Genomic DNA, 25,230 nt, shown 5'->3' with positions numbered 1-25,230 from the left:
TCGTCATGTCCCTCAACCTTCGTAACCGCAGCTTCCTCAAGGAGCTGGACTTCACACCAGCCGAGTGGAAGTTCATGCTCAAGATCGCCGCCGACCTGAAGGCCGCCAAGTACGCCGGCACCGAGGTGCCCCGGCTGCGCGGCAAGAACATCGCACTGATCTTCGAGAAGACGTCGACGCGTACGCGCTGCGCGTTCGAGGTGGCCGCGTACGACCAGGGCGCGCACGTCACGTTCCTGGACCCGGGCAGCACGCAGCTGGGGCACAAGGAGTCGGTGGCGGACACCGCGCGGGTGCTCGGCCGCTTCTACGACGCGCTCGAGTACCGCGGGTTCGGCCAGGAGAACGTGGAGACCCTGGCGCGGTACTCCGGCATTCCGGTGTGGAACGGGCTCAGCGACGAGTGGCACCCCACCCAGACGCTGTGCGACCTGCTCACCATGCGCGAGCACTCGCTCAAGCACGACAACGAGATCACGTTCGCGTACCTCGGCGACGCGCACAACAACATGGGCAACTCGCTGCTGGTGGCCGGCGCCATGATGGGCATGGACGTCCGGATGGTGGCGCCGCAGTCGCGGTGGAACCCGGAAGAAGTGATCAAGGCGGCGCAGAGCATCGCGGAGACCACCGGCGCGCGGATCACGCACACCGAGAGCGTCGAGGAGGGCGTTCGCGGCGCGGACTTCCTCTACACCGATGTGTGGCTGTCCATGGGCGAGCCGAAAGAGGCGTGGGACGAGCGGATCCGGCTGCTCCGGCCGTACCAGATCAACATGGACGTGGTGCGCGCCGCGGGGAATCCGGCGGTCAAGGTGATGCACTGCCTGCCGGCGTTCCACGACCGGCGCACCAAGGTCGGCGAGGAGATCTACGAGCACACCGGCCTGGACGCTCTGGAGATCACCGACGAGGTGTTCGAGGGCCCGTACTCGATCGTCTTCGACCAGGCGGAGAACCGGATGCACACCATCAAGGCGGTCATGGTCGCCACGCTGGGGGCATGACGATGCGGATCGTCATCGCGATCGGCGGCAACGCGCTGCTCGAACGCGGGCAGCGCCCGGACGCCGCGACCCAGCGCGACAACGCCCTGCGCGCGGTGACCGCGCTGGCGCCGCTGGCGGCCGAGCACGAGGTCGTCATCACCCACGGGAACGGGCCGCAGGTCGGCATGCTCGCCCTGCAGAGCGCGGCGGACGAGTCCCTCGAGGTGCCGTACCCGTTCGACGTCCTGGGCGCGCAGACCCAGGGCATGATCGGGTACTGGCTGTTGCAGGCCCTGCAGAACGCCCTGCCCGGGCGGCAGGTGGCCGCGATCCTCGACCAGACGCTCGTGTCGGCGGCGGACCCGGCGTTCTCCGCGCCGACCAAGTTCGTCGGCGCGGTCTACGACGAGGAAACCGCACATCGGTACGCCTCCGAGCGCGGCTGGGACATCGCCCAGGACGGCGCGAAGTGGCGGCGGGTGGTGCCCTCGCCGCAGCCGCAGCGGATCGTGGAGACCCGGATCATCCGGTCGCTGCTGTTCGGCGGCACGATCGTGGTCTGCGCCGGCGGCGGCGGGATCCCGGTCATCCGGGACTCGGACGGGAAACTGCGCGGCGTCGAGGCGGTCGTGGACAAGGACCTGGCCACCGCGGTGCTGGCCGAGTCACTGGACGCGGACGCGCTGCTGCTGCTGACCGACGTGCCCGCGGTGATCCGCGGGTTCGGCGGGCCGGATCCGCGGCCGATCAGCCGGGCCACCCCGGCCGAGCTGCGGAGCGAGGAGTTCGCCGCCGGGTCGATGGGACCGAAGGTCGACGCGGTCTGCCGGTTCGTGGAGATGACCGGTGACCTGGCGGCCATCGGCGCGCTGGAGGACGCGGCGGCGATTCTCGCCGGCAAGGCGGGGACAGTGGTGACGCCGGGCGGTGACTACGGCGGGCCGCACGACCTGCGCCCGCCCAGGTGATCATCGCCCACGTGTCGGACCTCCATCTGGGCGCACACCGCCAGGAGGCGGTGGACAGCCTGGCGGCGGACGTGGCGGCGTCCGCCCCGGCCCTGACGGTGGCCACCGGCGACATCACGATGCGGGCCCGGGAGCGGGAGTTCCGGCAGGTACGTGACCTGCTGGACCAGCTGCCGGGCCCGGTGCTGACCGTCACCGGGAACCACGACGTGCCGCTGCTCAGCCTTCGCCGTGCGTTCGCGCCCTACGCCCGCTACCAGCGGTGGATCGACGAGGAGCTGGACCCGGTGCTGCGGATACCCGGCCTGACCGCCCTGGGCCTGCAGTCGATGCCGCCGTGGCGCTGGAAGGACGGGCGGGTCTCGCCGCAGCAGGCGGCCAAGGTGGTGCGGGTGCTGGGCGCGGCGCCGCCGGGTGACGTACGCCTGCTGGCACTGCACCATCCGCCGCTGAGCTCGCCGCTGCTGGGACGGCGGCGGCTGCTGAGCGCGGTCCGCGCGGCCCGGGTGGACCTCGTCCTGGCCGGGCACACCCACGTGCCCGACGTCCGGGTCAACGGGCGTGCCCGGCCGGTGTTCGTGGTCGCGGGAACAGCCACCAGCCGCCGGGTGCGTGGCGTGGGCTGCTCGTGGAGCCTGATCGCCGTGGACCCCGGTGGCGTCGTGGTCCGCGAGCGGGTCCTCGGCAACGAGGGCTGGCACACCGCCCGCGTCGTGACCCTCAGTGCAGCAGGGTCTTGAGGAGCACCAGCGCCGCACCGAACGCGCCGGCCACCAATGTCGACACGACGCGCTCCCCACGGGTCAGCCGGCCGTTGACGCCCATCTGCCAGCCCGCCGCGCACAGCAGCAGCGTGGTGCAGATCAGGGACGCGATCTCCGCGCCGATCAGCCCCAGCCCGGTGACGCGGAAGATCACCATGACCAGCAGCGGCAGGAACGTGGCGGTCACCAGCTCCCACCCGCTGGTCAGATGGTGGCGCACGGTGTGCCAGGTGGGCCGGTGCCCGGAGTGGATCCGCTCCGCGACGATCCGCGAGTACCGTTCCGCCACCCAGTACACGGACAGCGTCACGAGGACGGCCGCGACCACGGCCACCACGGTCTTCGCGTGCGAGGCCACCACCACGGCCGCGCCGACGATGAGGCCGTATATCCCGGCGGCGGTCTCCTCCTCGGTCTCGCGAGTCAGGCGTACGCGGATCGAGCCGGCCATGCGGTCCTCCAGAGAACGGCGACGGATCCAGGCTCGCCGACCGGGGGCCGTGCCCTCATCACCCGGCCGGGATGAACCGGCGGCACCGCCCGCGTCCGATGCTGGCGGCATGGGTAATCCACTGCGCCGGCCATCGGACCGGATCGAGAGCCGTATGACGCTGACCCTCGTTCTGCTGTTCGTCCTCGCCGGGCCGCTGCTCGGCTGGTGGGCGGCCCGGTCCAGCTACCTCGCCGACCGGCAGGCCGAGCAGTGGGAGCGGCTGCATGTGCACCAGGTCGAGGCGGTGCTGACGGCCGAACCGGAGACGCTCGGGATGGGCGAGTCGCGTACCGAGACCCCGCGCGCCGCCCGCGCCACCTGGACCGCGCCGGACGGCACCCCGCGCACCGGCATCGTGCAGGTCTCCACGCTCGCCCGGCAGGGCGACAAGACGTCCGTCTGGGTGGACGACCGCGGCGCCCTGCGCGGGCCGCCGCTGGAGCGCGACCCGCTCGCGCAGGCCCTCATGGTGGCCCTCGCGGTCATGCTCGTCGCGGCGGCTGCCCTCGCCGGGCTCCGCGCGATCGGGCGGGCCCTGCTCGACCGCCGCCGCGACCAGGACTGGCAGCGTGAGTGGGCCGAGGTGGGCCCGGAGTGGAGCAGGGATCGCCACTAGACCCTCGAGCGGGACCGCTTGACGACGACGTCGAGGACCACGCTGAGCAGGATGATGCCGATCAGAGTCAGCATCGCCGCCGGTGAGTGGATCAGGTCGGTGACCACGAAGACCACCAGCACCACCCCGGCCGAACCGATCGCGAGGAGCAGCATCGCGAGGTTCGCGCCGGTGTCCTGTCGGACCCGCAGGTGCGCCACGGACACCAGCATGAAGATCAGCAGAGCGACCGCGCTGCCGATCGAGGCGATTGCGGTCAGGTCGAAGACCAGCGCCAGGACGAGACAGGCGACCGCCTGCACGAGCAGCCCGTTCGGCACGCGGCCGGTCCTGCGCCCCATCATCGGCGGGAACTGGCCGGTCTCGGCGAGCCGCTCGCTGAGCCCGGCCGCCGGGTAGAGACCCGCGTTCGTGGCGCCGGCGGTGGCGAACAGTGCGGTCACCGCCATCATCCAGTAGCCGGCGTCGCCGAGCGCCGGTTCCGCGGCCACCGCCAGAGCCGTGCCACCGGACGCGATCACCTCGTCGACGCTGAGCGTCCCGAACACGCCGAGCGCGATCGCCACGTAGATCACCGTGGCGATGCCCAGGGCCAGGAACATCGCGCGGGGCAGCTGGCGGGACGGCTGGGCGAGATCCTTGGCGGTGAACGTGATGATGCCGAAGCCGAGGAACGCGAAGAAGGTCAGCGCGACGCTGGAGACGATGTCCTGCGCCGGGGGATAGCTCGCCGGGGCGAGCAGATCAGGGTTCAGGTCGGCGAGCGTGACCACGGCGAAGATCACGAGGATGCTGAGGACCACGTAGACGATGACGGTCTGCGCGCGGGCCACCAGTGTCGAGCCGATCACGTTCACCACTGTCATCAACACGATGATCAGCGCCGCGAAGATCTTGGGGTGCACGCCGGGGAACATGTCGGTGGCGTAACTGCCGAACGACACCGCGACCATGGCGGTGACGATCGCGTTCGCCGAATAGGTCAGCCAGGCGGTCACCCCGGTGAAATGGCCGTCGCCGAAGCCCTTGGCGACGTATTCGAGGAGCCCGCCGGCGGACGGGTAACGGGCACCCAGCTTGGCGAACGAGTAGCCCTGCAGGGCGGCGACCGCCCCGGCGATCAGGAACGACAGCCAGACGGCGGCACCGGCGACCTCACCGGCCGCGCCGAGCAGAGCGAAGATGCCGGCGCCCACCATGGACCCGACGCCGATGAATGCGGCCTGCCGTACGGAGAGCGAGGACATGCACCTCTTCTTAGTCCGAACCGCCCGCGGATCGTTCATCCGGTGCGAATGACGCCCGGGAACCGGCACTGACCGAGGCTGCCCGCAGGGGCCCGCGCGGAGCGGTCCCGCGACGGACGGGTGGGCGATGACCGAGCGGACCGGCACCGGACGTTTCCCGGAGACCCTGCGGCGGGCGCTGATCGCGTTCGCGCTGGCGCAGTTCATCTGCAGCTTCGCCGGGTCCAACATGAACGTGATGATCAGCGACATCAGCCGTGATCTGGACACCACGGTTCAGGGCGTGCAGCTGGCGATCACGCTGTTCCTGCTGGTGATGGCGGCGCTGATGATTCCCGGCGGCAAGCTGACCGACCTGTTCGGCCGCAAGTGGTGCCTGATCCTCGGCCTGCTGCTGTTCGGCTCGGGCGCGATGCTCAGCGCGTTCGCGCCGGGGCTGGGCGTCCTGATCCTGGGCTACTCGGTGCTGGAGGGCGTCGGCACGGCGCTGCTGATCCCGCCCGTCTACATCCTCACCACGCTGCTGTTCAGCGACATCGGCTCGCGGGCCCGCGCCTTCGGCGCGATCAGCGCCATGGGTGGCATCGGCGCGGTCGCGGGCCCGCTCATCGGTGGGTTCATCGCGTACGCGGTGAGCTGGCGAGCCGCCTTCATCCTCCAGGCCGCAATCGTCCTGGCGATCGTGCTGCTGAGCCGGCGTGCCGTCACCGATCCGCTGCCGGCCGACCGCTCGGTGCCGTTCGACGTGCTCGGCGCGGTGCTCTCGGCGACCGGACTGATCCTGATCGTGATGGGTATCCTCGCCGCCGCCGACGAGCCACTCGCCACGCTCGGCCTGGTGACGGCGGGCGCGCTGGTCCTGGTCTGGTTCTTCGCCAGCGTGCGCGCGAAGGAGCGGGCCGGCCGGGAACCGCTGCTCTCCACCGCGCTGTTCCGCAACCGTGCCTCCAACCTGGGCCTGATCACCCAGAACATGCAGTGGCTCATGGTGATGGGCTGCTCGTTCGTGGTGTCCACCTACCTGCAGGTGGTCCGTGGCTACAACGCCATCGAGACCGGCGGCGTGTTCACGGCCACCACGGTCGGCGTGCTGATCTCGTCGCTGTTCGCCGGGCGGCTGGCGAAGCGGCGGCCGCAGCGGACCCTGATCATCGCGGGGTTCCTGGTCACCGTCGCCGGGATCGTGCTGCTGCTCGCGCTGGGCGGTACGTCGGCACGGATCTGGGCCATGGTCCCCGGCCTGTTCGTGATCGGCCTGGGGCTGGGCGGGATGCTGACACCGTCGGTGAACGTGGTGCAGGGAAGCTTCCCGGAGCACCTGCAGGGTGAGATCTCCGGGCTGTCGCGCAGCGTCTCCAACCTGGGGTCGTCGCTGGGTGCCGCGCTGACCGGCACGATCCTGGTGGCCGGTGTGGACGGATCGGCGCCGGGTCGCGCGTACCTTCTGGCGATGACCGCCGTGGCCGGCGCCGGACTGATCGGCGTGACCGCCGCCTGGTTCCTCCCGGTGGACCGTCACCCGGGCGGATCGCGCAGTTCGTAGCGGATGGTCTCGGCCGGCATGCGCTCCTGCTCGCGGGCCAGCAGGTCCATGGCACGGGCGTCGGCGGGTACCGGGCGCGCGAAATCCAGGGTCCGCGGCCACAGCCGCGCGTACCGGACCGCGGCGATCTCCGCGGCCAGCACGAGCGCGTTGCTCAGGATGTAGAGCAGGGTGAAGACACCCGCCACGGTCGCGAAGCCACCGTAGACGCGGCCGGCGCGGCGGACCAGCTCCGGCAGGACGATCGCGCCGACGTTGAGGATCACCGTGACGGCCAGGGCACCGGCCAGCGCCCCGGGCCACAGCGCGCGGAACGGCGCGTGGCGGCACAGCAGGATCCGGGATCCGGCCAGCAGTACCGCGAACGCCACCGCGCACGACCCCAGCAGGGAGCCGGCGAGCGAGAACGCCGGCAGCAGGGTGGCCGCCACGGTCAGCCCGCCCACGGCGATGGTCCCGGCCAGGATGACCGCCAGGCCGGCGATCGCCCGCAGGTAACGGGCGATCACCCCGGCACGCAGGCGGAAGGGAACGGCCGCGACGTGGTTGAGGGTGTCGGAGGCGGACACCACAACGCCCAGTCCGGAGTAGACGAGCCCGATCACCCCGGCGATGAACGCCACCGAGGACGACGACAGATCGGCCATCGCGCTGTTGATGCCGTCCTGGAGCACCGGCGGGACGATCGCCTCCACCACCGACGTCCGCAGCTCCGGCCGGCGGGACAGGACCTCGGAGACGATCGCCACCCCGAGCAGCAGCAGCGGGAACATGCTGAGGAAACCGTAGTACGTGATCAGGGCGGCCTCACGCATCCCGGCGTCGTCCAGGAACTTGCGGATCACCGCGTACCCGAAACCGGGCACGGCGTGGCGCTGCTGGAACGCGTCGACGCGGCGGAGGATCACGGCCCGTAGGCGTCGGCGACCTCGCCGCCGTGCGCGGTGACCGAGAAGATGACCGCCCCGGCCAGCGGGAGCGCGATGATCGACCAGGCCGGATGCGCGGCCGCGAACGCGAAGTTCACCAGCGCGGCGCACGCCGCCAGCACGACCGCGAGGATCCGCGCCCAGACCAGCCCTCGCACCAGGCCGACACCGGTGACCACGGCCGCCGCGCCGAGCACCACGTGCACCCAGGCCAGCCCGGTCATCGAGATCCCCAGAAGCAGGTCGGAGCGGGTGCCCGCGAGGACCTCGGGCCGCCACAGCGCGAGCAGCCCGACGCAGAGGTGCACGGTGCCGAGCAGGACCAGGAGCAGGCCACCGAAGAGCACCCAGGCGGTCCAGCCCGTGGCGGTGCTCTCCTGCACTCTCATGGACATGTCCCGGCGATCACGTCACGCAGCGAGACGGCGCTCTCCCGGACCGCGCCCACCGAGGTCCGCACGGCGGCCAGGTTGGTGACGTTCGGGTCCTCCCGGGCCGTCCCCACGCTCGTCTGCAGCTGGTCCACTGTGGCCCGCAGCTGGTCGGCCTGCGCGCCGAACTGCGCCTTCGCGTCGAGCACCAGCTGGTTGAGCTCGTTCAGCAGCTGAGCGACGTACGGCCGGATCGCCACCAGGCCGTTCTCCGAGACGTTCACCTCGCGGATGTGGTTCACGGTGTTCTGCACGGCGGCGAAGCTGTCGCACACCGCGGGGGCGGCCGGCTCGTCGTCGGCCGCGCAGCCTCCCGCCGCGAGGACGCCGACGGCCGCCAGAACTGTCAGAAGCTTCCTCATGCCGCCGAGGATGACGCCGGGGCACGTGAGCCGTCCTCACCCGCGCCGGATGAGGACGGTCACGCGGTGCCGCCGCACGATCGGTGGAGGTCGACGGGAGGAGCGAAATCCATGGCCATCGGTCCCGTCCAGCTTCTGGTGCTGGGCTTCAGACATCCCAACTTCCACGGCGAGATCATCGACGAGCTCGAACGGCTGCGGGAGAGCGACACGGTACGCGTGATCGACGCACTCGCGGTCTACAAGGACGCCGACGGAGAACTGGAGGCCGAGCACCTGAGCAACCTCACGAAGGAGGAGGCGATCGAGCTCGGCAGCAAGATCGGCGCGCTGATCGGTCTCGGCTACGGCGGCGAGGAGGGTGCCGCCCTCGGTGCCGCTCTCGGCGCGGCCGGCGCCGACGCCGAGGGCGGTGTGACGTTCTTCGATCAGCAGCGGGCACGGGACGTGCTCGCCGACCTCCCGCCGGACAGCGCCGCGGCCCTGCTGCTGGTCGAACACCACTGGGCGGTGCCGCTGCGTGACGCGATCGCAAGGGCCGGCGGGCTGCGCGTGGCCGACGGCTTCATCAGCCCGTTCGATCTGGTGGGTATCGGGCTGATCAGTTCGGCAGAGGCGAAGGAACTCGACGGCGGCTGGTGAGAGCCAGTCGCCTCAGCCGGGTCCAGTCCATCTCGGGACGGGCGGGGCGCACTCCGGGGCGGTGCCGTGGCACCCGTACCCGCAATGCCCCCGCCCGGATCGAGCACCGCACCGGGGTGGGCAGGCTGACCGCCTCGCCGTCGATGCCCACCGGCACCGACGGCGAGTCGGCGTCGACGACGGCCTCGGCCGTCGTCCGCACGGTGAGCGACCTCGCCCGGCCCCGTCCGCTGATCAGACCGGCGGCGTCGGCCGCGCCACGCACGCTGACCGCCAGCACGCCCAGCACCCCGCCGTCCAGCCGCGGCCGCTCGCCGAGGCCCGCCACGTCGTCCGCGGTGTACGGGTTGTTGCTGATCAGCACGGCCTGCGGGCCGGCCACCATGACGTCGCCCACCTCCAGCCGCAGGTGCGGCCCGTCCTGCCCGGCGAGCACCGCGGGCAGCAGGTTGAGCGTGGTGCCGACCTTGTCGTCGCGGTAGGCGGGACTCTGCACGATCGCCGCGTAGGCGCCGAACGAGGCGTTGTTGACGAACGTCCGGTCGCCGATCAGTCCCAGGTCGACCCGGATCTCCACGCCGTCGCTGAGCGCGTCCAGGCAGGTCGACGGGTCCTCACGGTCCAGGCCGAGATCGAGCGCGAAATGGTTGCGCGTGCCCGCCGAGATCACCAGGAACGGGATGCCGTGCTCGGCCGCGATGCCCGCCACCAGGGCCTGCGTGCCGTCGCCGCCGGCCACCCCGAGCAGGTCGGCGCCGTCGCGGATGGCCTGGCGGGCGAGACCGGCGACGTCCACCGCCGGGCCGTCCATCAGGATCACCTCCGCGCCGAGGGCGCGGGCACGCTCGGCCAGGCGGAAGCGTTCGACCTTTCCGCCACCCGAGCGGGGATTCATGATGAGGTACGGGTGACGCGGCGCCGCCGTTTCGTACTCGGTGGGTGTCTCCTCCCGCTCCGGCGCGAGCGCGCGCCGCCCGGTCGTCACGGCGGCCGACCACAGGAGTCCGAAGAGGACGACCACCCAGATCAGGTTCGCACGCGCGAAGAGCACCATGACCACCAGTGGCGCGAGAACCACCAGTACACCGGCCAGCCATCGCAGTACTCCGCGGTGGGTGAGGAACCACCACGCGGCGGCCAGTCCGACCGCGGCGCCGATCGCGCCGACGAGCAGGAGCCCGAGGCTTCCGCGTACGCCGGCGACGGCGAGCAGCAGCACCACGGCCGCCGCCGCGGTGACGAAGGACAGGCGGGCCAGCCAGTGTGGGTTCATCTCGTCAGCGTCACCCCGCCGCGGCGGGCGGTCCTCATGCCTGCGGGATGATGTGCCGCTCGTCGTCGCGGGTGGATCGTCGTGGCCAATTCGCTGGACAGGAGAGCCGTCGTGACGACATCCCATGCATCCGGCAGCCGGTTGCGCCACCGCGCCGAGCTGCCCTTCTACGTGTTCATGGTGGTCCTCAACCTGATCATCATCTGGCTGATCGTCCAGGCGGCGATCACGTTGCCCTTCCTGCCGGAGCGGCTGCAGGAGTCGGGCTGGGCCGCCGCCGTGCGGTCCGCGTTCATCGGCCTGTTGCTGTTCATCCCGGCGCTGATCGTCATCCGTGAGACCCAGCGGGCGTCGGTACGCGGCACCGCGGTCCAGCTGTCCCCGCGCCAGTACGCCGACCTGTACGACACCGCCGACGACTTCGCGCACAAGCTCGGCCTGCGCCGCCGGCCGAACCTGTTCCTGGCCAACGGCAACGGCACCCTGAACGCGTTCGCCGCGCAGGCCACCGGCCACGACTACGTGGTGCTCGCCAACGAGCTGTTCGTGAACCTGTACCAGAACAACCGGGACGGGCTGCGGTTCATCCTCGGCCACGAACTGGGCCACATCAAGCTGCACCACGTCGGGCTCTGGTACCAGCTCTCGGTCGCGTACTCGGAGCGGATCCCGATCCTGGGACCGACGCTGTCGCGGCTGCGGGAGTACTCGTGCGACCGGCACGGGGCGTACCTCTGCCCGTCCGGCGCCAGCGGGCTGGTCCTGCTCGCCTCCGGCCGGCACACCGAGCACACCACCGACATCGAGGAACTGGTGCGCCAGGGCCAGCAGCTGCGCGGGTTCTGGGTCGAGCTGGCCCAGCTGCCGCAGTCGCACCCGTTCACGGTCCGGCGGCTCGAGCGCCTGTTCAAGCTGGGTCTGCTCAGGTCACGGGCACGTTCCGAGACCACGGCCTGATCGGCTCATCCGCGCGGGATGACGTGCCACAGCGGGCCCGGAACGAACCTTGAACCATGGAACCCGCGGCCAAGCTGAACGCCGAACGAGCCCTCCGGCCCTGGCAGGTCGAGCTGCTGAAACTGCAGCGTCATCTGGAACTGGAGAGACTCCGGATGATCGTCCTGTTCGAGGGACGCGACGCGGCCGGCAAGGGCGGGGCCATCCGCCGGGTGACCCGGTTCATGAACGAGAAGCACTACCGGGTGGTCGCGCTCGGCCGCCCGACCGAGGAACAGCGGACACAGTGGTACTTCCAGCGTTATGTGGCCCAGTTCCCGGCCGGCGGCGAGATGGTCCTGTTCGACCGCAGCTGGTACAACCGCGCGATGGTCGAGCGGGTCTTCGGATTCTGCAGCGCCAAGGAGTACCGCGACTTCCTGGTCGGGGTGACCGGCTTCGAGAAGGACCTGGTCCGCCAGGGCACGGTCCTCGTGAAGATGTACTTCAGCGTCACCAAGGAGGAACAGGCCCGGCGGTTCGAGCGCCGCCGGACCGACCCGCTGCGGCAGTGGAAGCTCAGCGAGATCGACCTGCAGGCGCAGGACCGCTGGGACGACTTCACCTATCGCAAGTACGAGATGCTCAAACGCACCGAGACCCGGGCCGCCCCGTGGCTGATCGTTCGTTCCAACGACAAACAGAGCGCCCGGCTCAACACCATGAAGGTCATCCTCAACGCGGTCGACTACAAGGGACGTGATCCCGAACTCGACTTCACCCCGGATCCCGGCATCGTCGTGCCCGGGGTCGAGGAGATCGCCGCGATGGAGGCCGAGCGCAGGAAGAGCGGCCGGTTCACCGGGTGAGGAGGTCAAGATCGTGCCCGAGGCGTCATACCAGGTCAGAGTCTCCGGGGTGATTCCCGACGAGGTGCTGGCGGAGCTACGCGACCTGACGATCAGCGTGGAGCCGCCGGAGACCGTGCTGCACGGGTCACTGCCCGACCAGTCGGCGGTGGTGGGCCTCATCTCCCGGATCCACGGCCTCGGGTTGCGGCTCATCGAGGTGCGCCGCCTGCCCGCGGAAGAAGGGCCGGAGGAGAACCCTTGAGAACCCGGCCGGTGCGTGGTGGCTACGGGGTGGTGCTGCTGCTGATCGTGGTCACCTACGTGCTGGCGCTCTCCGCCGACGAACGCTGGATCGTGGCGGTGCTGCTGTTCGTGCAGACCCTGACCGTGTGGCAGGCGCTGCGCGTCTCCGGCGCACACCTCGGCGCCCGGCTGATCGCCGCCCTGGTCTTCGCCCTCGCGCTGTTCGCGGCGATCCTCAACCTCTTCTTCCACGAGTCGCCGCTGATCGGCTGGACGTTCCTGGCGGCCAGCTCGCTGTACCTGCTCGCGCCGTTCTCGATCGTCCGGAACCTGGCCGGACGCCGGGGCGTCGACCAGCAGACCCTGCTCGGCGCCCTCGCCGCGTACCTGCTGATCGGGATGGCCTTCGGATTCGCGTACGAGTGCGTCGCCGCCCTGCAGCCCGGGCCGCTGTTCGGCGAGAACGGCGATCCCCCGCTCTCGGACGCCCTCTTCTTCAGCTTCGTCACCATGACCACCACCGGGTACGGCGACCTCGTGCCGGCCACCAACCCGGCGCAGAGCATCGCGATCCTCGAGGCCCTCCTGGGCCAGCTGTTTCTGGTCACCGCGGTCGCGAAGGTGGTCGAGAACTGGCGGCCGCGCAACTGGCAAGCGACCTCGGAGGACCCCACATGATGCCGCTGCTGTTCCTGACCCTCGTGGTGCTGCTCGCCGCCCTGGCCCGGGAACGGCGCACCCGGCGCGAATTCACCGACGACGGCGGTGCCTTCCGGTGCCGGATCCGTACGGCCGGCGGCCCGCCGCCGGGGGAGTGGCGGCTGCTGCGCCTGCGGTGGTCGCGCCGGATGTGGGCGCGCTGGTGCGGCGACGTGCTGGTGATCCGCCGGGGCCCGGTGCTCGACCGCCCGGTCCGGCTGGCCGCGCGGGTCTGCCGGGCCGGTGTCTACGCCCTTCCGGCCCGCGACGCCCGGCACTGCGGCCGGGACGCGATCGGGATGCGGCTCCAGGTGCACGACGGCGCGCTGATCGAGGTCACCGCCGCCGAGCCCGACCGCAGCGCGCTGGTCGGCCCGTTCCTGGCCGCCGCCTTCAACGACCTGCCCAAGGCGCCGGCCCGCCGGCGCGAGACCTAGAGAGGACCGTCCGATGTCGAACGACACTGCCGCCAAGCCGACCGGCTGGGTCGGCATGGTGATCTTCAGTGGCGTGATGCTGATGCTGCTCGGCGGATTCCAGGCCGTCGAGGGCATCGTCGCCATCGTCAAAGACGACTACTTCCTGACCACGAGCTCCGGACTGGTGATCACCGTCGACTACGACGTCTGGGGCTGGACGCACCTGGGCATCGGCATCCTGGGTGCGATCGCCGGCATCGGCGTCTTCCTCGGCCAGACCTGGGCGCGCGTGGTCGGTATCGGTCTCGCCTCCGTCAGCGCCTTCGGCAATCTGATGTTCCTGCCCGCGTTCCCGATCTGGGCCACGATCATCATCGCCGTCGACGTTCTGATCATCTACGCGCTGGCCGTGCACGGCCGCGAAGTCCGGTAGCCGGCCATGTCCCGGGCGTTCCTCTGGCTGCAACTCGTGGCCGGCCTCGTGACCCTCGTGATCGGGATCCTCGCCTTCGCGTGGCCCGAGGCCACCCTCAAGGTGGTCGGCTTCCTCTTCGGCCTGAACCTGCTGATCGCCGGTGTCGCGCGGCTGCTCCTGCTGCTGTTCTCGAGCGGCTATCCGGTGTTCAACCGGACCCTGGGCATCCTCTTCAGCGCGCTGGTCGCCATCGTCGGCATCCTCTGCCTGCGCAACATCGCGGGCTCGCTGAAGCTGCTGCTGGTCATCGTGGCCGTCGGCTGGCTGCTCGACGGCCTCGCCGAGATCTTCGTGGGCTTCAACTCCGGGGGCTCCGGGGGTGGCTGGCGCATCGCCTTCGGCGTCGTCGCCATGGTGGCCGCCGTGGCCATCCTCGTCTGGCCGAGCATCGGCCTGGCCACCTTCCTGTTCATCGGCGCGACGACGCTCTGCTTCCTCGGCATTCTGCTGTTGCTCATAGCCGTGGTCGGCCTGCGGGCCCGGCCCGCGGCCTGAGTTCAGTCCTCGTCGAACGTGCGGTCCGGGTCGCGGGTCAGGTTCTCGCCGGAGGCCGCGTCGAACACGTGCATCCGCTCCGGGTCGAACCAGAGCTGGGCCTTCGTCCCGGAGCGGATCCGGCTGGCCGCGTCCAGCGCGACCACCAGCTGGGTGCGCATCTGCTCGCTGTCCAGCTCTCGCTCCAGTTCCTCGAGGCGCTCCGTCACCTCCGTGGGCGCCTCGTAGGGCACGTAGGCGTACTGGCCGTTGCCGAGCCACTCGGTGACGTCCACCTCGGCGCTGAACGTCTGGCCGTCCGCACGCCGCGCGGCCGGGACCATCGCGATGTCCTCGAAGTGCTCGGGACGCAGGCCGAGGATGACCAGATCGCGGTCGCCGACCTTGCGCAGGCGCGGCCCGGTGGCGGACACCGCGCCGAACGGTGTCTCGATCCGGCCGTCCTTGAAGGAGCCGGGGACGAAGTTCATCGGGGGCGAGCCGATGAAGCCGGCGACGAACAGGTTCGCCGGCTCCTCGTACAGCTGGCGCGCGGTGCCGACCTGCTGCAGCACGCCCTTGCGGAGCACCGCGATCCGGTCGCCGAGCGTCATCGCCTCGGTCTGGTCGTGCGTCACGTACACCGTGGTGGTGCCCAGCCGCTTCTGCATGCGGGAGATCTCGGTGCGCATCTGGCCGCGCAGCTTCGCGTCCAGGTTGGACAGCGGCTCGTCGAACAGGAACGCGTCGGCCTTGCGTACGATCGCGCGGCCCATCGCCACGCGCTGCCGCTGGCCACCGGAGAGGTTCGCGGGCCGGCGGTCGAGGTGCTCGGTGAGCTGCAGCAGCGCCGCGGCCTCGTTGACCCGCTCGCGGACCTCGGCGTCCGGCATCTTCTTCAGGCGCATCGGGAAGGCGATGTTCTCGAAGACCGTCAGGTGCGGGTAGAGGGCGTAGTTCTGGAACACCATGGCGAGGTTGCGGTCGCGCGGCGCCTTCTTGTTCACCCGGTCCTCGCCGATGATCATGTCGCCCGAGGTGATGTCCTCGAGGCCGACGATCATGCGGAGCAGGGTGGACTTTCCGCAGCCGGACGGGCCCACGAGGATCACGAACTCGCCGTCCGCGATGTCCAGGCTGACGTTGTCGACGGCCTGGTAACCGTCGCTGTAGCGCTTGACGATGTTGCGCATGCTGATCGCGGCCATGGCCGGTCTCCCCTCCTGCTCAACCCTTGACGGCGCCGGCGGTGAGGCCGGCCATGATGCGGCGTTGGAAGATCAGCACCAGGATCACCACGGGGATCGTGACCACCACGGACGCGGCCATGATGTAGGTGATCGGTGACTGGAACTGCGAGGCACCGGTGAAGAACGACAGGGCGGCCGGCACCGTACGAGCCCGGTCGGTCGAGGTCAGCGAGATCGCCAGCAGGAACTCGTTCCAGCAGAAGAAGAACGTCAGGATGGCCGTGGTGAACACGCCGGGCGCGGCCAGCGGCACGATCACCTTGCGGAACGCCTGCCACGCGGTCGCGCCGTCGACCTGGGCGGCCTGCTCCATCTCCCACGGGATCTGCCGGAAGAACGCCGACATGGTCCAGATCGACAGCGGCAGGGCGAACGTCAGATACGGAATGATCAGGCCGATCCAGGTGTCGTAGATGCCGAGGTTGCGCCACATGTTGAACAGCGGGCCGACGAGCGCGGCCTGCGGGAACATGGCGATCGCCAGGGCCATCGAGAGCAGGAACTTCTTACCGGGGTAGTCCATCCGGGCGATGGCGTACGCGGCGAACATCGCGATCACCACCGCGAGCAGGGTGGCGATCAGCGCGATGAAGACCGAGTTGCGCAGCGCGCTGGTGAACAGCGAGTCGCTGAAGACCGTGCGGTAGTTGTCCCACACCCACGTCTCCGGGAAGAACGTCGGCGCCGAGCTGCGGAACGTGGCCGGGTCCTTGAACGACAGCGACACCATCCACAGCAGCGGGAACAGCGCCCAGACCAGGATCACCAGTCCTGACACGGTCCACCAGGGACTGACCCTGCGGTCGCCCATCACCGATCACCTCGCACCTGGGAGAGATCCGTACGGAAGCCTTTGACGAAGATGAACGCGATCACCACGACGGTGAGGAAGAGCAGTACCGAGATCGCCGAACCGGCACCGAGGTTGACCAGCGTGACGTTCTGCCGGTACGCGAGGAACGACAGCGTCTCGGTCTGGTTCGCGCCGGCCGTCATGATGAACGGGTTGTCGAAGATCCGCCACGCGTCGAGCGTGCGGAACAGCAGCGCGACCATGATCGCGGCCTTCATGTTCGGCAGCGTCACCTTCCACAGCCGCTGCCAGGCGGTCGCGCCGTCGACCCGGGCCGCCTCCTGGAACTCCTCCGGCACCTGGACCAGGCCGGCCAGCAGGAGCAGGGAGATGAACGGTGTGGTCTTCCAGATCTCCGAGAGGATGATCACGAACAGCGCCGACCAGCGCTCGCCGAAGAAGTTGAACTCGCCGAGGCCGAACCACTGGTTGACGAACCCGGAGTCGAGCTGGAACGCGAAGCGCCAGATGTAGGCGGAGACCACCGTGATGATCCCGTACGGGATGAGGATGCCGGTGCGTACCAGTGACCGGCCCCGGATGATCCGGTACATCACGAAGGCGAACGCGAAGCCGAGGACCAGTTCGACGACCACGCTGATCACCGTGATGATCAGGGTGGTGGAGAAGTCGGTCCACCACACCGGGTCCGTCAGCACCGTGACGTAGTTGCCCAGCCCGACGAACTCCCGGCCCTCCGGGTCGGTCAGCCGGTAGTTGTACAGAGACAGCACCACCGCGTAGATCAGCGGATAGGCGGTCACGAACACCATCACCAGGAACGCGGGTGCGGAGAGCATCAGCCCCAGCCGGCGCTCGCGGATCGCCCGGTCGGTGACCTCGGGTTCCGGGGCCGGCGGTGCGACCCGGTCCTCCATCAGAGTCACGGCGCTGCCCCTCTCACAGAAGTCGCTTGCCCTGGAGCACGTCGGACATGAACGTCGACGACTCCTCGGGGGTCTCGGGAGCCCGGACGTCCGTCGCCGGATGCCAGGTGATCTGGACCGACGTCGAGACGTCGTTGTAGTACGGGGTGATCGGCCGCGGCCCGGCGTCGTTGATCGACTGACGGATCACGTCCGCCATCGGGAACGCCTCGCGCACCTTCGGGTCGTCGTACGCCGCGGCCCGCGCGGCCGGGTTGCCGGAGTCCAGCATGTACGCGACGTTGTTCTCCAGCGACGTCGCGCACCTGACCAGGTCGAGCGCGTGTTCCGGCTGCTGGGTGAAGGCGCCGATCGCCAGGTTGATCCCGCCGAGCGGTGGCCGGCTCGGGTTGCCGGCGGTGACCCCCGGGTACCGCGCCCAGCCGATGTCGTCGACGACCGACTGGTCGATGCCGCCGGCCGCGACGTCCTCCTTGGCGGCGCTGTACACGTACGGCCAGTTGACCATGAAGCCGCCGTTCGCGCCCTGGAACGCCGAGCGCGCCTCCTCCTCGCCGGCGGTGGACATCGCGGGCGGCGCGGCCGGCGAGCGGGCCAGGTCGCCGATGATCCGGGCCGCCTCGTCGCCGGCCGGTGAGTCGATCATCGGTTTGGCGTCCCGCCCGGCCTCCACGTCCGTGATGATCTCGCCGCCGGCGGAGACGACCATGGCGTTGATCCAGACCATGTAGCCCTCGTAGCGGTTGGCCTGTACCCCGATCACCTTGTTCTGCCCCGTCGCCGCCTCGATCATCCGGTCCCAGGTGAACCCCGGCGCCTCCGGATCGACACCGGCCGCCTGGGCGACCGACTTGCGGTACCACAGCAGCTGGGTGTTCGCCCAGAACGGCGCCGCCACCAGCTCGTCCTTCCACGTGGTGGTGGCCAGCGGCCCGCGCAGCACGTCCTCGGTGAGCGCGGACGCCTCGGCGGACTCGAACGGCCGCAGGAAACCGGCGTTGGCGAACTCCGCCACGAACGGCGGGTCCAGGCTCATCACGTCGATCGAGCTGTCCTTGGCGGCGAGCCGGCGTACGAGCTGTTCCCGCTGCTGCGAGGCGTCGTTCGGCAGTACCTGGACGTCGACCGTGTAGGCGCCGGACTCGGCTGCGCACTGCTCCGCGAGACGGCCCTGCCCACCGTTGTCCGGGTTGATGTACCAGGTGATGACCGGGACGCCCGAGTCGTCCCCGCACGCCGCCAGCAGGCCGGCCGACAGAGTCAGCGCCATCGCCGCGGCAAGGCGGCGCCTCCCGGTTCCCGAGCTGGTCACGAGCGCCTCCCAGGACGAACCGTCGCCGGACGCCCGCACGGGACGACAGCGTCCCGGCGGTGGTCACACACTTTCGGTCACCCTGGGGGAGGGCATCATCCCTCGTGAATGAAACGCGGTGATGCCGGTCTCACCTACCCGATTCGGTCACCGAGAGCGACCAGAAGACCACTCTGGAGGGATGAGGCGCGATGCGGCCGAGCCGCACCCACGGCGACGGCCCCGGAACGGAGGGAACCGGGACCGTCGCCTGATCACCGCCGATAGCTCTGCAGGAACAGGGCCTCGGCGTGAGCGAGACGGGCGATCTCGCCCGGGTCGACGCTCTCGTTGGGTGCGTGGATGAGCGCCAGGGGTTCCTCGACGCCCATCAGGATGATCTCCGCGTCCGGGTACGTGTCGGCGAAGACGTTGCAGAGCGGGATCGAGCCGCCCTGGCCCAGCGTGGTCATCGGGCGGCCGTACGCCGCCTGCATCGCCGTGGCCAGAGCCTGATAGGCCGGTCCGCCGGTACGCGCCTCGAACGGCTGGCCGATGGCCTCCTTCTCCACCGTGACCCGCACGCCCCAGGGCGCGGCGGCGTGCAGATGGGCGATCAGGGCGTCCTGCGCCTTGACCGCGTCGGTACCGGGCGGGACGCGCAGGTTGAGCCGGGCCCGGGCGTGCGGCTGGATGGCCGCGGCGGAACCGACCACGCGCGGGCCGTCGATGCCCAGCACGGTGACCGCGGGACGCGCCCAGATCATGTCGGAGACGGCGCCGTCCCCGAGCAGGCCCACCCCACCGAGCAGGCCCGCGTCGCTGCGGAACTGCTCGGTGGGGTAGGGGGCTCCGGTCCACGTCTGGCCGTGCTCCAGCCCGGCGATCGTGGTGTTGCCCGCGTCGTCGCGCAGTGTGGCGAGGATGTGGATGAGTGCCGCGAGCGCGTCCGGCGCGGCACCGCCGAACATGCCCGAGTGCAGCTCGCCGTTGAGCGTCTCGACCGTGACCACCACGTTGACCAGCCCGCGGAGGGTGACCGTGGCGGCCGGTACGCCCACCGCCGCGTTACCCGTGTCGCAGACCAGGATGGCGTCCGCCCGCAGCAGGTCCGGGTTGTTCTCGACGAAGTTCTCCAGCCCGCCGGTGCCCTGCTCCTCGGAGCCCTCGACGATCAGCTTGAGGTTGACCGGCACGTCGTCGCCGAGCGCCCGCAGCGCGGTGAGGTGCATGACGATGTTGCCCTTGCAGTCGGCTGCTCCCCGGCCGTACCAGCGGCCATCAGACTCGGTGAGCTGGAACGGCGGGGTCCGCCAGGCGTCCTCGTCGAGCGGCGGTTGCACGTCGTAGTGCGCGTACAGCAGAACCGTCGGGGCGTCCGATTTGTCCGACGGGCGTGACCCGTATACGGCGTTGCTGCCGTCGCTGGTCGGCCGCAGGCTCAGCTCGGTGAAGCCGACGCCTGCGAAGTTGTCGACGACCCAGTTCGCGGCACGCAGGCACTCCTCGGCCGGGTACTGACGAGGATCCGCGACGGATTTGATGGCTACCAGGTCGGCGAGGTCGGCGCGGGCACGGCCCATCAGGCCGGCGATCCGGTCGGCCAGCCCCATCAGGCCACCTCCTCGAGCTTCAGGTCGTCCACCAGGTTCTGGAACGCCTCCACGTACTCCGGGCAGTAGACCTTCATGATCAGCAGCTGGCCCTGAACGACCTTGTTGTCGGCGACGACGGGCCGGATGCCCGGCCCGGCCGCACCGTTGGTGAGCTGGCCGAACAGGATGCCCCGGCGCAGCGCGTCGTCCGGGTCGGCGCAGACCGCGCCGCCGTCGTCGCCGAGCACCCGGGCGATCTGGTCCTTCTGGGGTGCGCGCAGGCCGGCGGCCTGCAGCTCGCTGATGAGCTGGTCGGCCTTCTCGTTGGCCTCCGCGGTCTGCTTCGCTCCGGCGAACGACAGCAGCGCGACGCCGGCGAGCACGACCAGCACGACGATCGAGGTGATGTAGAGCGCGCGGTGGCTCATGCCGGGACCTCCTCGGTGGTCTCGGTCCTCCAGGACGGCTTGCGGAACTTGAGGAAGAGGTACGGGACGAGCAGGCCCAGCCCGAGCGCGCCGCCGGCGACGACCGCCAGGTAGACGCCGGTGCTGCCGGAGCCGAACTGGGACGGCGGGACGAAGCCGATCAGCAGGGCCGCCAGCGATGCCGCGAAGCCGACGCCGCACAGGCCGGTCAGCATCGGGGCGCGGTAGCCACGCGGGTGGTCGGGGTGGCTGCGGCGCAGCCGTACGGCGGCCACGAACATCAGCAGGTACATGATCAGATAGACCTGCGTGGTGATCACCGAGAAGATCCAGTAAGCACTGGAGACGTCCGGGATGAACGCGTACGCCAGCGCGATCACCGTCGTGATGAGGCCCTGGGTGACCAGGATGTTCTGCTGCACGCCGTGCTTGTTCAGCTTCTGCAGGAACGGCGGCAGGTAGCCCTCCTGGCGGGAGATCAGCAGCAGGCCCTTGGACGGGCCGGCCAGCCAGGTCAGCATGCCGCCGAGCGACGCGGCGACCAGCATGACGCCGAGGATCGGGGTCAGCCACTGCGAGTTGAACTCCGCGAACACCGCGTCGAACGCCTGCATGACACCCGCGGTCAGGGAGAGCTGCTCGGCCGGGACGATCCAGCTGATCGCCAGCGCGGGCAGGATGAAGATCAGCAGGACCAGGCCCATCGCCATGAACATCGCCCGCGGGAACTCGCGGCCGGGGTTCTTCAGCGAGCCGACGTGCACCGCGTTCATCTCCATGCCGGAGTACGACAGGAAGTTGTTGACGATCAGCACGAGGCTGGACAGCCCGGCCCACGCGGGCAGCAGGTTGCTAGCGGTCATCGGGGCGGCCGACTCGTTGCCCTGCCCGAGGAACGCGATGCCGAGGATGACCAGCAGCGCGCCGGGGATCAGCGTGCCGATGATCAGGCCGCCGCTGGCCAGTCCGGCGACGCCGCTGGTGCCGCGTGACGAGACCCAGACGCCGGTCCAGTAACAGACCATGATCACGATCGCGGTCCAGACGCCGCTCGAGGCGAGATCGGGGTTGATGACGTACGCCAGCGTGCTCGCCACGAACCCGAGCAGGCTCGGGTAGTAGAAGATCGTCATGGCGAACTGGCACCACACCGCGAGGAAGCCCATGGGTTTGGACAGGCCCTCGCTGACCCAGTTGTAGACGCCGCCCTTCCATCCGGAGGCGAGCTCCGCCGAGACGAGCGCGGTCGGCAGCAGGAACACCAGTGCCGGCACGATGTAGAGGAAGATGCTGGCCAGTCCGTAGACCGCCATCGTGGGCGCCGGGCGAAGGCTGGCCACCGAACTGGTGGTCATCAGCGCCAGCGCCACCCAGGAGATGTATGCGACCGCCCGGGCAGGCCGGGGTTGTGCCGCGGTTTTGTCGGGCACGTCCATCGCGCTCACGGTGCCTCCGATCTCGGTTGTTGATCCGGCGGCATCATCGGACGCGCGACAACGCTCTCACCTCATCCCTGGGGAACGGTTCGGCGCCTCTCGATGCGGCTCATCGGGGCGTGCGGATCGCCGAACCGCCCGCCGTACCAGGCACCGAACGCGGCCAGCGCCAGGCCGATCAGCTCGACCACCAGCAGGCCGCCGTCGACCACCCGCTCCGGGCTGCGCACCCGCATGAGCGTGAGCACCGCGAACAGGATCAGCACGCCGACGTCGATCAGCAGGCTCAGGACTGAGATGCGCGCGGCCGTCGGATCCTGGGCGGTGACCGCGTCGTATCCGCAGGCCAGAGCGGCGAGCACGCCGCCTGCCAACCCCGCCACGATGTTCCAGAAGGCGACCGTTCCGATCAGGTGGGGCGCGCCGAGCAGGCTGGCCAGGTCGAAGAGGAACGCCATGGTCACCAGGCCGAGCGGGAACATCAGCAGCATCGGCCGTACCGCCTGACCTGCGAGTCGTAGTCGGCTCTGCACTCTCCCAGCCTGGGACGATTCGTCCGGATCGGGATCACCCCGCGCGGGTGAATCAGCCTTCTGCCGGGTGAAGCCGTGGTCGCGGGCCCACCACGGCCGCCGCGACCAGCATCCCGACGGCGGTGGCGACCAGCAGGCCGAACATGTCGGCGACGCCGGACACACCCTGGATCGGATGGCCGCCGATCCAGCTCTCCAGCCCGCGCAGGCCGTGCGAGCCCGGCGTCAGCACGTAGAACGCGCCGAGATAGAGCACGTAGGACGGTGGCAGGCCGGTGCGGCGGCCGAGCAGCAGCGCCGTCGTCATCATCACGACGGCGCCGGCGAACGTGCCGAACGGGTCGCCGAACGCCCGGGTGGCCACCTCGATGGCGGCCGCGGTCAGCAGGATCAGCCCGAGCGCCCAGCCGAAGTCGCGCGGCGCCATCGAGAACGTCAGCATCACACCGATCGCGAAGAGCACCCAACCGCCCCAGACACCGGCGGGGCCCAGGTTGCCGGGCACCTCGACGTCGAACAGCGCGCTCTGCGGAACCCGCAGCAGCACCGTGGCGACCAGCGCGCCGAACGCCAGCACCAGCAGCACGACCATGCTGTAGACCAGCCGCGCGGCCCCGGCGGTCATCCGGTTGTTCGCCAGCTCCAGGGCGGCCGCGGTGATCGCGTCACCGGGTATGAAGTAGAACAGCGCCGGGATGATCAGCTGGATCGGGCCGCCGTCGATGAGGTTCCGCTCGTCGAGCAGGAGCACTACGGCGGTGACGAGCAGCGAGGCCAGGAACGGCGAGACCAGCTGCAGCCGGCGGCGCCCGATGCCGGCCACCACGAGCAGGCCGACCACCAGGCCGGTCAGCGCCGAGACGCCGACCTGCTGCCAGGTGGCCTGCACCGAGATGCCGAAGCCGACCGTGAACGCGATCAGCCCGACCACCTGCCAGGGCTTGCTCCACCGGGGCGGCTGTCGCCGGATCGCCGCCATTCTCCGGGCGGCCTCCGTGGCATCCAGCCGGTGCTGGTGGATCTCCGCGAGCAGCGCTTTCATCTGCGAGACCTGGTGAAGGGGCGGGACGCCCGGCTCGCGGGAATACGTCCGCGTCTGCCCGTTGAGAGTGATCAATGCGCTGTCGGCCAGGAACGTCACCTCGACCTCGTCGCCGTAGCAGGCGGCGACATCGCGAACGATGGCCTCACATCGGACGGTGCCCTCGAAGCTGGACATCAGCAGCCACTCGGTGAGCGGCCCCAGAAGATCCTCATCGGCCACGACGGCTCCATCCGATCGAACGTTCCAGTCCCCGGTAGAGCGGATGGCCGCAGAGCACGCCGAGGGCAACCGCGACCATCGAGCTGGCGGCGCCGATCAGGTCCTCGGCACCGATGGCCGTGGCGTTGCCGAGATACTCGGTGAGCCCGATGAGGCTCAGCGCGCCGGGCACCAGCAGCCAGAACCCGGGCAGGAACGAGACCAGCGCCGGAGGGCCGGACGGCATCCGCTCGACCAGGTACGCCACCAGCGTCAGCGTCAGCGCGCCGGTGAACCCGCTGAGATAGCCGCCGAGCACCGAGTTGCCCAGGTACTGGCCGATCCAGCCGGCGTAGAGCACCAGGCACAGCCAGCCGAGCGAGCGGCTCGGGCCGGCCAGCATCAGATAGTTGCCGAGGCCGACGATCAGCGGGCCGATCCACGGCGCCCACCAGCCGAGCGTGTTCGTGGCGACGTCGGCGGGCGCGCCGGGCGTCGGCACTCCGAACACCTGCGCGGCGCCGACGATGCCGAACGCGAGCAGTCCGAGTTGAAGTATCCCGGCCACCAGCCGGCTCGACCCGGTCACCATCTCGTATGCCGAGAGCTCGACAACCGCCATGGTCAGCATCGCCCCGGGCAGGAACGTCGCGAGTGGCGCCACCATGGCTCGCAGATCGGCCTCGCCCCACCCGGTCCCGGTGAGCAGGAAGGTCATCGCCGCGACGGTGAAGGAGGCCACCACCGGCATGATCATCTGAACGCTGACCCAGCGGGCGCCGGTCAACTTGAAGATGCCGACGAGCAGACCGAACACCCCCGCCAGAAGCACGTCTCCCCAGGTGGGCTTCAGGATCATGCAGATGCCGACGGTGAGGACGGCGTGACCGAGCACCCTGACCACGGACCCGAATCGAGGCGGCATGGCGACGAGCCGGCGCACCTCCCGGATCCCGTCCGCCGGGTCGATCCTCCCGTGCTCCGCCTTGTAGAGCAGCCGGTAGAGCTCGGCCGTCTGGTCCAGGCGCAACCCGCCGCCGAGCTGGCGGGTCGGTTCCTGCGTGGTCGGGCGGGCCGCGTCCAGCGACACCACCAGGAAGGTCGGGAAGACGCTGACCCGGGCGTCGGGGGCGCCGTACGCGGACGCCACCCGGAGCAGGCGCTCCTGAATCTGGTTCACCGCCTCGCCGGCGATGGTGAGCGCGCTGCCCAGGTACAGCAGGAACTCCTGCAGCGCCTTCTCCGAAACGGTGGTCTCCGACATACGCCCGAAAGGTAGATGTTCATGACCGCGGCGGAATCATCCGGCGCGAAGGATCCCGTGACCGGCACCGGACGGGAGTCTGAGCAGCGTTCCGAT

At 70.1% G+C, this 25,230-nt stretch carries 29 protein-coding genes; 13 read left to right on the top strand and 16 right to left on the bottom strand.

The genetic code is table 11. The features are described 5' to 3' along the window. Window positions 1–5 precede the first annotated feature (5 nt). From argF to AB0M02_RS14420, 3 genes are read left to right on the top strand one after another with little or no spacing between them, the layout of a single operon-like run. Window positions 6–1,007, top strand: coding sequence for an ornithine carbamoyltransferase (gene argF, locus AB0M02_RS14430; RefSeq protein ID WP_364226240.1), 1,002 nt, complete (start codon window positions 6–8; stop codon window positions 1,005–1,007). Further along, window positions 1,004–1,957, top strand: a complete 954-nt coding sequence (gene arcC, locus AB0M02_RS14425; RefSeq protein WP_364226237.1) for a carbamate kinase — start codon at window positions 1,004–1,006, stop codon at window positions 1,955–1,957. Before argF ends, arcC begins: the two co-directional genes overlap by 4 nt. 11 nt (window positions 1,958–1,968) lie before the next feature. Beyond that, window positions 1,969–2,697 (top strand): metallophosphoesterase, encoded by a 729-nt coding sequence (locus tag AB0M02_RS14420; RefSeq protein ID WP_364226234.1) that lies wholly within the window; start codon window positions 1,969–1,971, stop codon window positions 2,695–2,697. On the opposite strand, the gene AB0M02_RS14415 is transcribed toward AB0M02_RS14420, so the two are convergent. Beyond that, on the bottom strand, window positions 2,678–3,172 hold the full coding sequence (locus AB0M02_RS14415) for a hypothetical protein (RefSeq protein WP_364226231.1): 495 nt from the start codon (window positions 3,170–3,172) through the stop codon (window positions 2,678–2,680). The two genes, AB0M02_RS14420 and AB0M02_RS14415, sit on opposite strands and share 20 nt — an antisense overlap. A gap of 109 nt (window positions 3,173–3,281) precedes the next feature. Here AB0M02_RS14415 and AB0M02_RS14410 point away from each other — a divergent pair, with 109 nt between their 5' ends. Beyond that, on the top strand, window positions 3,282–3,830 hold the full coding sequence (locus AB0M02_RS14410) for a hypothetical protein (RefSeq protein WP_364226228.1): 549 nt from the start codon (window positions 3,282–3,284) through the stop codon (window positions 3,828–3,830). Here AB0M02_RS14410 and AB0M02_RS14405 read toward each other — a convergent pair. Next, window positions 3,827–5,077 carry an APC family permease gene (locus tag AB0M02_RS14405; RefSeq protein ID WP_364226225.1) on the bottom strand — a complete coding sequence of 417 codons (1,251 nt, stop codon included), beginning with the start codon at window positions 5,075–5,077 and terminating at the stop codon, window positions 3,827–3,829. The genes AB0M02_RS14410 and AB0M02_RS14405 overlap by 4 nt on opposite strands. Window positions 5,078–5,204: 127 nt before the next feature. On the opposite strand from AB0M02_RS14405, the gene AB0M02_RS14400 reads away from it, so the two are divergent. Next, on the top strand, window positions 5,205–6,620 hold the full coding sequence (locus tag AB0M02_RS14400) for an MFS transporter (RefSeq protein ID WP_364226222.1): 1,416 nt from the start codon (window positions 5,205–5,207) through the stop codon (window positions 6,618–6,620). Here the strand turns inward: AB0M02_RS14400 and AB0M02_RS14395 are convergent. From AB0M02_RS14395 to AB0M02_RS14385, 3 genes are read right to left on the bottom strand one after another with little or no spacing between them, the layout of a single operon-like run. Further along, complete coding sequence (locus AB0M02_RS14395) at window positions 6,593–7,528, bottom strand: YihY/virulence factor BrkB family protein (protein WP_364226219.1); 936 nt, start codon at window positions 7,526–7,528, stop codon at window positions 6,593–6,595. The genes AB0M02_RS14400 and AB0M02_RS14395 overlap by 28 nt on opposite strands. After that, entirely contained in the window at window positions 7,525–7,938 is a 414-nt protein-coding gene (locus tag AB0M02_RS14390) for a hypothetical protein (RefSeq protein WP_364226217.1), read from the bottom strand. The genes AB0M02_RS14395 and AB0M02_RS14390 overlap by 4 nt, the downstream gene beginning before the upstream one ends. Beyond that, window positions 7,935–8,342 (bottom strand): hypothetical protein, encoded by a 408-nt coding sequence (locus AB0M02_RS14385; RefSeq protein WP_364226214.1) that lies wholly within the window; start codon window positions 8,340–8,342, stop codon window positions 7,935–7,937. The genes AB0M02_RS14390 and AB0M02_RS14385 overlap by 4 nt, the downstream gene beginning before the upstream one ends. A gap of 111 nt (window positions 8,343–8,453) precedes the next feature. On the opposite strand from AB0M02_RS14385, the gene AB0M02_RS14380 reads away from it, so the two are divergent. Beyond that, complete coding sequence (locus tag AB0M02_RS14380) at window positions 8,454–8,984, top strand: hypothetical protein (protein ID WP_364226212.1); 531 nt, start codon at window positions 8,454–8,456, stop codon at window positions 8,982–8,984. Here the strand turns inward: AB0M02_RS14380 and AB0M02_RS14375 are convergent. Further along, window positions 8,944–10,257: a diacylglycerol kinase family protein gene (locus AB0M02_RS14375; RefSeq protein ID WP_364226209.1), complete on the bottom strand. Its 1,314-nt coding sequence runs from the start codon at window positions 10,255–10,257 to the stop codon at window positions 8,944–8,946. The two genes, AB0M02_RS14380 and AB0M02_RS14375, sit on opposite strands and share 41 nt — an antisense overlap. 111 nt (window positions 10,258–10,368) lie before the next feature. Between AB0M02_RS14375 and AB0M02_RS14370 the strand changes: the two genes are divergently transcribed. From AB0M02_RS14370 to AB0M02_RS14340, 7 genes are read left to right on the top strand one after another with little or no spacing between them, the layout of a single operon-like run. Beyond that, window positions 10,369–11,214 carry a M48 family metallopeptidase gene (locus AB0M02_RS14370; protein WP_364226206.1) on the top strand — a complete coding sequence of 282 codons (846 nt, stop codon included), beginning with the start codon at window positions 10,369–10,371 and terminating at the stop codon, window positions 11,212–11,214. Window positions 11,215–11,270: 56 nt separating this feature from the next. Continuing rightward, window positions 11,271–12,062, top strand: a complete 792-nt coding sequence (gene ppk2 / locus AB0M02_RS14365; protein ID WP_364226203.1) for a polyphosphate kinase 2 — start codon at window positions 11,271–11,273, stop codon at window positions 12,060–12,062. A gap of 13 nt (window positions 12,063–12,075) precedes the next feature. After that, window positions 12,076–12,306 carry a hypothetical protein gene (locus tag AB0M02_RS14360; RefSeq protein ID WP_364226200.1) on the top strand — a complete coding sequence of 77 codons (231 nt, stop codon included), beginning with the start codon at window positions 12,076–12,078 and terminating at the stop codon, window positions 12,304–12,306. After that, on the top strand, window positions 12,303–12,965 hold the full coding sequence (locus AB0M02_RS14355; RefSeq protein ID WP_364226197.1) for an ion channel: 663 nt from the start codon (window positions 12,303–12,305) through the stop codon (window positions 12,963–12,965). Before AB0M02_RS14360 ends, AB0M02_RS14355 begins: the two co-directional genes overlap by 4 nt. Then, window positions 12,962–13,423, top strand: coding sequence for a hypothetical protein (locus AB0M02_RS14350; protein ID WP_364226194.1), 462 nt, complete (start codon window positions 12,962–12,964; stop codon window positions 13,421–13,423). Before AB0M02_RS14355 ends, AB0M02_RS14350 begins: the two co-directional genes overlap by 4 nt. Window positions 13,424–13,436: 13 nt before the next feature. Continuing rightward, on the top strand, window positions 13,437–13,838 hold the full coding sequence (locus AB0M02_RS14345) for a hypothetical protein (protein ID WP_364226191.1): 402 nt from the start codon (window positions 13,437–13,439) through the stop codon (window positions 13,836–13,838). A 6-nt stretch (window positions 13,839–13,844) separates the two neighbouring features. After that, complete coding sequence (locus AB0M02_RS14340; protein ID WP_364226187.1) at window positions 13,845–14,375, top strand: DUF308 domain-containing protein; 531 nt, start codon at window positions 13,845–13,847, stop codon at window positions 14,373–14,375. A 2-nt stretch (window positions 14,376–14,377) separates the two neighbouring features. On the opposite strand, the gene ugpC is transcribed toward AB0M02_RS14340, so the two are convergent. The 10 genes from ugpC to AB0M02_RS14290 form a co-directional block, all read right to left on the bottom strand. Further along, window positions 14,378–15,562: a sn-glycerol-3-phosphate ABC transporter ATP-binding protein UgpC gene (gene ugpC, locus AB0M02_RS14335; protein ID WP_364226184.1), complete on the bottom strand. Its 1,185-nt coding sequence runs from the start codon at window positions 15,560–15,562 to the stop codon at window positions 14,378–14,380. Window positions 15,563–15,581: 19 nt separating this feature from the next. Then, the gene (locus tag AB0M02_RS14330) at window positions 15,582–16,415 is read right to left on the bottom strand and encodes a carbohydrate ABC transporter permease (protein WP_364226181.1); all 834 of its coding nucleotides are present in this window, start codon (window positions 16,413–16,415) and stop codon (window positions 15,582–15,584) included. Next, complete coding sequence (locus AB0M02_RS14325; RefSeq protein WP_364227432.1) at window positions 16,415–17,335, bottom strand: sugar ABC transporter permease; 921 nt, start codon at window positions 17,333–17,335, stop codon at window positions 16,415–16,417. The genes AB0M02_RS14330 and AB0M02_RS14325 overlap by 1 nt, the downstream gene beginning before the upstream one ends. Before the next feature lie 22 nt (window positions 17,336–17,357). Continuing rightward, window positions 17,358–18,656, bottom strand: coding sequence for an extracellular solute-binding protein (locus AB0M02_RS14320; RefSeq protein ID WP_364226179.1), 1,299 nt, complete (start codon window positions 18,654–18,656; stop codon window positions 17,358–17,360). 254 nt (window positions 18,657–18,910) lie between these two features. Continuing rightward, window positions 18,911–20,248, bottom strand: coding sequence for a dipeptidase (locus AB0M02_RS14315; protein ID WP_364226176.1), 1,338 nt, complete (start codon window positions 20,246–20,248; stop codon window positions 18,911–18,913). Continuing rightward, the gene (locus tag AB0M02_RS14310; protein ID WP_364226173.1) at window positions 20,248–20,658 is read right to left on the bottom strand and encodes a hypothetical protein; all 411 of its coding nucleotides are present in this window, start codon (window positions 20,656–20,658) and stop codon (window positions 20,248–20,250) included. The genes AB0M02_RS14315 and AB0M02_RS14310 overlap by 1 nt, the downstream gene beginning before the upstream one ends. Continuing rightward, complete coding sequence (locus AB0M02_RS14305) at window positions 20,655–22,094, bottom strand: APC family permease (protein WP_364226170.1); 1,440 nt, start codon at window positions 22,092–22,094, stop codon at window positions 20,655–20,657. Before AB0M02_RS14305 ends, AB0M02_RS14310 begins: the two co-directional genes overlap by 4 nt. 71 nt (window positions 22,095–22,165) lie before the next feature. Beyond that, window positions 22,166–22,627, bottom strand: a complete 462-nt coding sequence (locus AB0M02_RS14300) for a DUF2231 domain-containing protein (RefSeq protein ID WP_364226168.1) — start codon at window positions 22,625–22,627, stop codon at window positions 22,166–22,168. Window positions 22,628–22,679: 52 nt separating this feature from the next. After that, the gene (locus tag AB0M02_RS14295; protein WP_364226165.1) at window positions 22,680–23,891 is read right to left on the bottom strand and encodes a threonine/serine exporter family protein; all 1,212 of its coding nucleotides are present in this window, start codon (window positions 23,889–23,891) and stop codon (window positions 22,680–22,682) included. Then, window positions 23,881–25,134: a threonine/serine exporter family protein gene (locus AB0M02_RS14290; RefSeq protein WP_364226163.1), complete on the bottom strand. Its 1,254-nt coding sequence runs from the start codon at window positions 25,132–25,134 to the stop codon at window positions 23,881–23,883. Before AB0M02_RS14290 ends, AB0M02_RS14295 begins: the two co-directional genes overlap by 11 nt. Window positions 25,135–25,230 lie beyond the last annotated feature (96 nt).

It is taken from the genome of Actinoplanes sp. NPDC051861 (assembly GCF_040681145.1).
Taxonomy (GTDB): Bacteria; Actinomycetota; Actinomycetes; order Mycobacteriales; family Micromonosporaceae; genus Actinoplanes.
This window is presented reverse-complemented; position numbering and strand designations above follow the sequence as displayed.

What these genes read in the sequence shown, in the direction of transcription:
- AB0M02_RS14305 (WP_364226170.1), bottom strand. Translation starts at nt 22,094, where the DNA reads ATGGACGTGCCCGACAAAACCGCGGCACAACCCCGGCCTGCCCGGGCG.
- ppk2 (WP_364226203.1), top strand. Translation starts at nt 11,271, where the DNA reads ATGGAACCCGCGGCCAAGCTGAACGCCGAACGAGCCCTCCGGCCCTGG.
- ugpC (WP_364226184.1), bottom strand. Translation starts at nt 15,562, where the DNA reads ATGGCCGCGATCAGCATGCGCAACATCGTCAAGCGCTACAGCGACGGT.
- AB0M02_RS14375 (WP_364226209.1), bottom strand. Translation starts at nt 10,257, where the DNA reads ATGAACCCACACTGGCTGGCCCGCCTGTCCTTCGTCACCGCGGCGGCG.
- AB0M02_RS14405 (WP_364226225.1), bottom strand. Translation starts at nt 5,077, where the DNA reads ATGTCCTCGCTCTCCGTACGGCAGGCCGCATTCATCGGCGTCGGGTCC.
- AB0M02_RS14385 (WP_364226214.1), bottom strand. Translation starts at nt 8,342, where the DNA reads ATGAGGAAGCTTCTGACAGTTCTGGCGGCCGTCGGCGTCCTCGCGGCG.
- AB0M02_RS14350 (WP_364226194.1), top strand. Translation starts at nt 12,962, where the DNA reads ATGATGCCGCTGCTGTTCCTGACCCTCGTGGTGCTGCTCGCCGCCCTG.
- AB0M02_RS14330 (WP_364226181.1), bottom strand. Translation starts at nt 16,415, where the DNA reads ATGGGCGACCGCAGGGTCAGTCCCTGGTGGACCGTGTCAGGACTGGTG.
- AB0M02_RS14290 (WP_364226163.1), bottom strand. Translation starts at nt 25,134, where the DNA reads ATGTCGGAGACCACCGTTTCGGAGAAGGCGCTGCAGGAGTTCCTGCTG.
- AB0M02_RS14325 (WP_364227432.1), bottom strand. Translation starts at nt 17,335, where the DNA reads ATGGAGGACCGGGTCGCACCGCCGGCCCCGGAACCCGAGGTCACCGAC.
- AB0M02_RS14410 (WP_364226228.1), top strand. Translation starts at nt 3,282, where the DNA reads ATGGGTAATCCACTGCGCCGGCCATCGGACCGGATCGAGAGCCGTATG.
- AB0M02_RS14345 (WP_364226191.1), top strand. Translation starts at nt 13,437, where the DNA reads ATGTCGAACGACACTGCCGCCAAGCCGACCGGCTGGGTCGGCATGGTG.
- AB0M02_RS14380 (WP_364226212.1), top strand. Translation starts at nt 8,454, where the DNA reads ATGGCCATCGGTCCCGTCCAGCTTCTGGTGCTGGGCTTCAGACATCCC.
- AB0M02_RS14390 (WP_364226217.1), bottom strand. Translation starts at nt 7,938, where the DNA reads ATGAGAGTGCAGGAGAGCACCGCCACGGGCTGGACCGCCTGGGTGCTC.
- AB0M02_RS14315 (WP_364226176.1), bottom strand. Translation starts at nt 20,248, where the DNA reads ATGGGGCTGGCCGACCGGATCGCCGGCCTGATGGGCCGTGCCCGCGCC.
- AB0M02_RS14310 (WP_364226173.1), bottom strand. Translation starts at nt 20,658, where the DNA reads ATGAGCCACCGCGCGCTCTACATCACCTCGATCGTCGTGCTGGTCGTG.
- argF (WP_364226240.1), top strand. Translation starts at nt 6, where the DNA reads ATGTCCCTCAACCTTCGTAACCGCAGCTTCCTCAAGGAGCTGGACTTC.
- arcC (WP_364226237.1), top strand. Translation starts at nt 1,004, where the DNA reads ATGACGATGCGGATCGTCATCGCGATCGGCGGCAACGCGCTGCTCGAA.
- AB0M02_RS14400 (WP_364226222.1), top strand. Translation starts at nt 5,205, where the DNA reads ATGACCGAGCGGACCGGCACCGGACGTTTCCCGGAGACCCTGCGGCGG.
- AB0M02_RS14415 (WP_364226231.1), bottom strand. Translation starts at nt 3,172, where the DNA reads ATGGCCGGCTCGATCCGCGTACGCCTGACTCGCGAGACCGAGGAGGAG.
- AB0M02_RS14340 (WP_364226187.1), top strand. Translation starts at nt 13,845, where the DNA reads ATGTCCCGGGCGTTCCTCTGGCTGCAACTCGTGGCCGGCCTCGTGACC.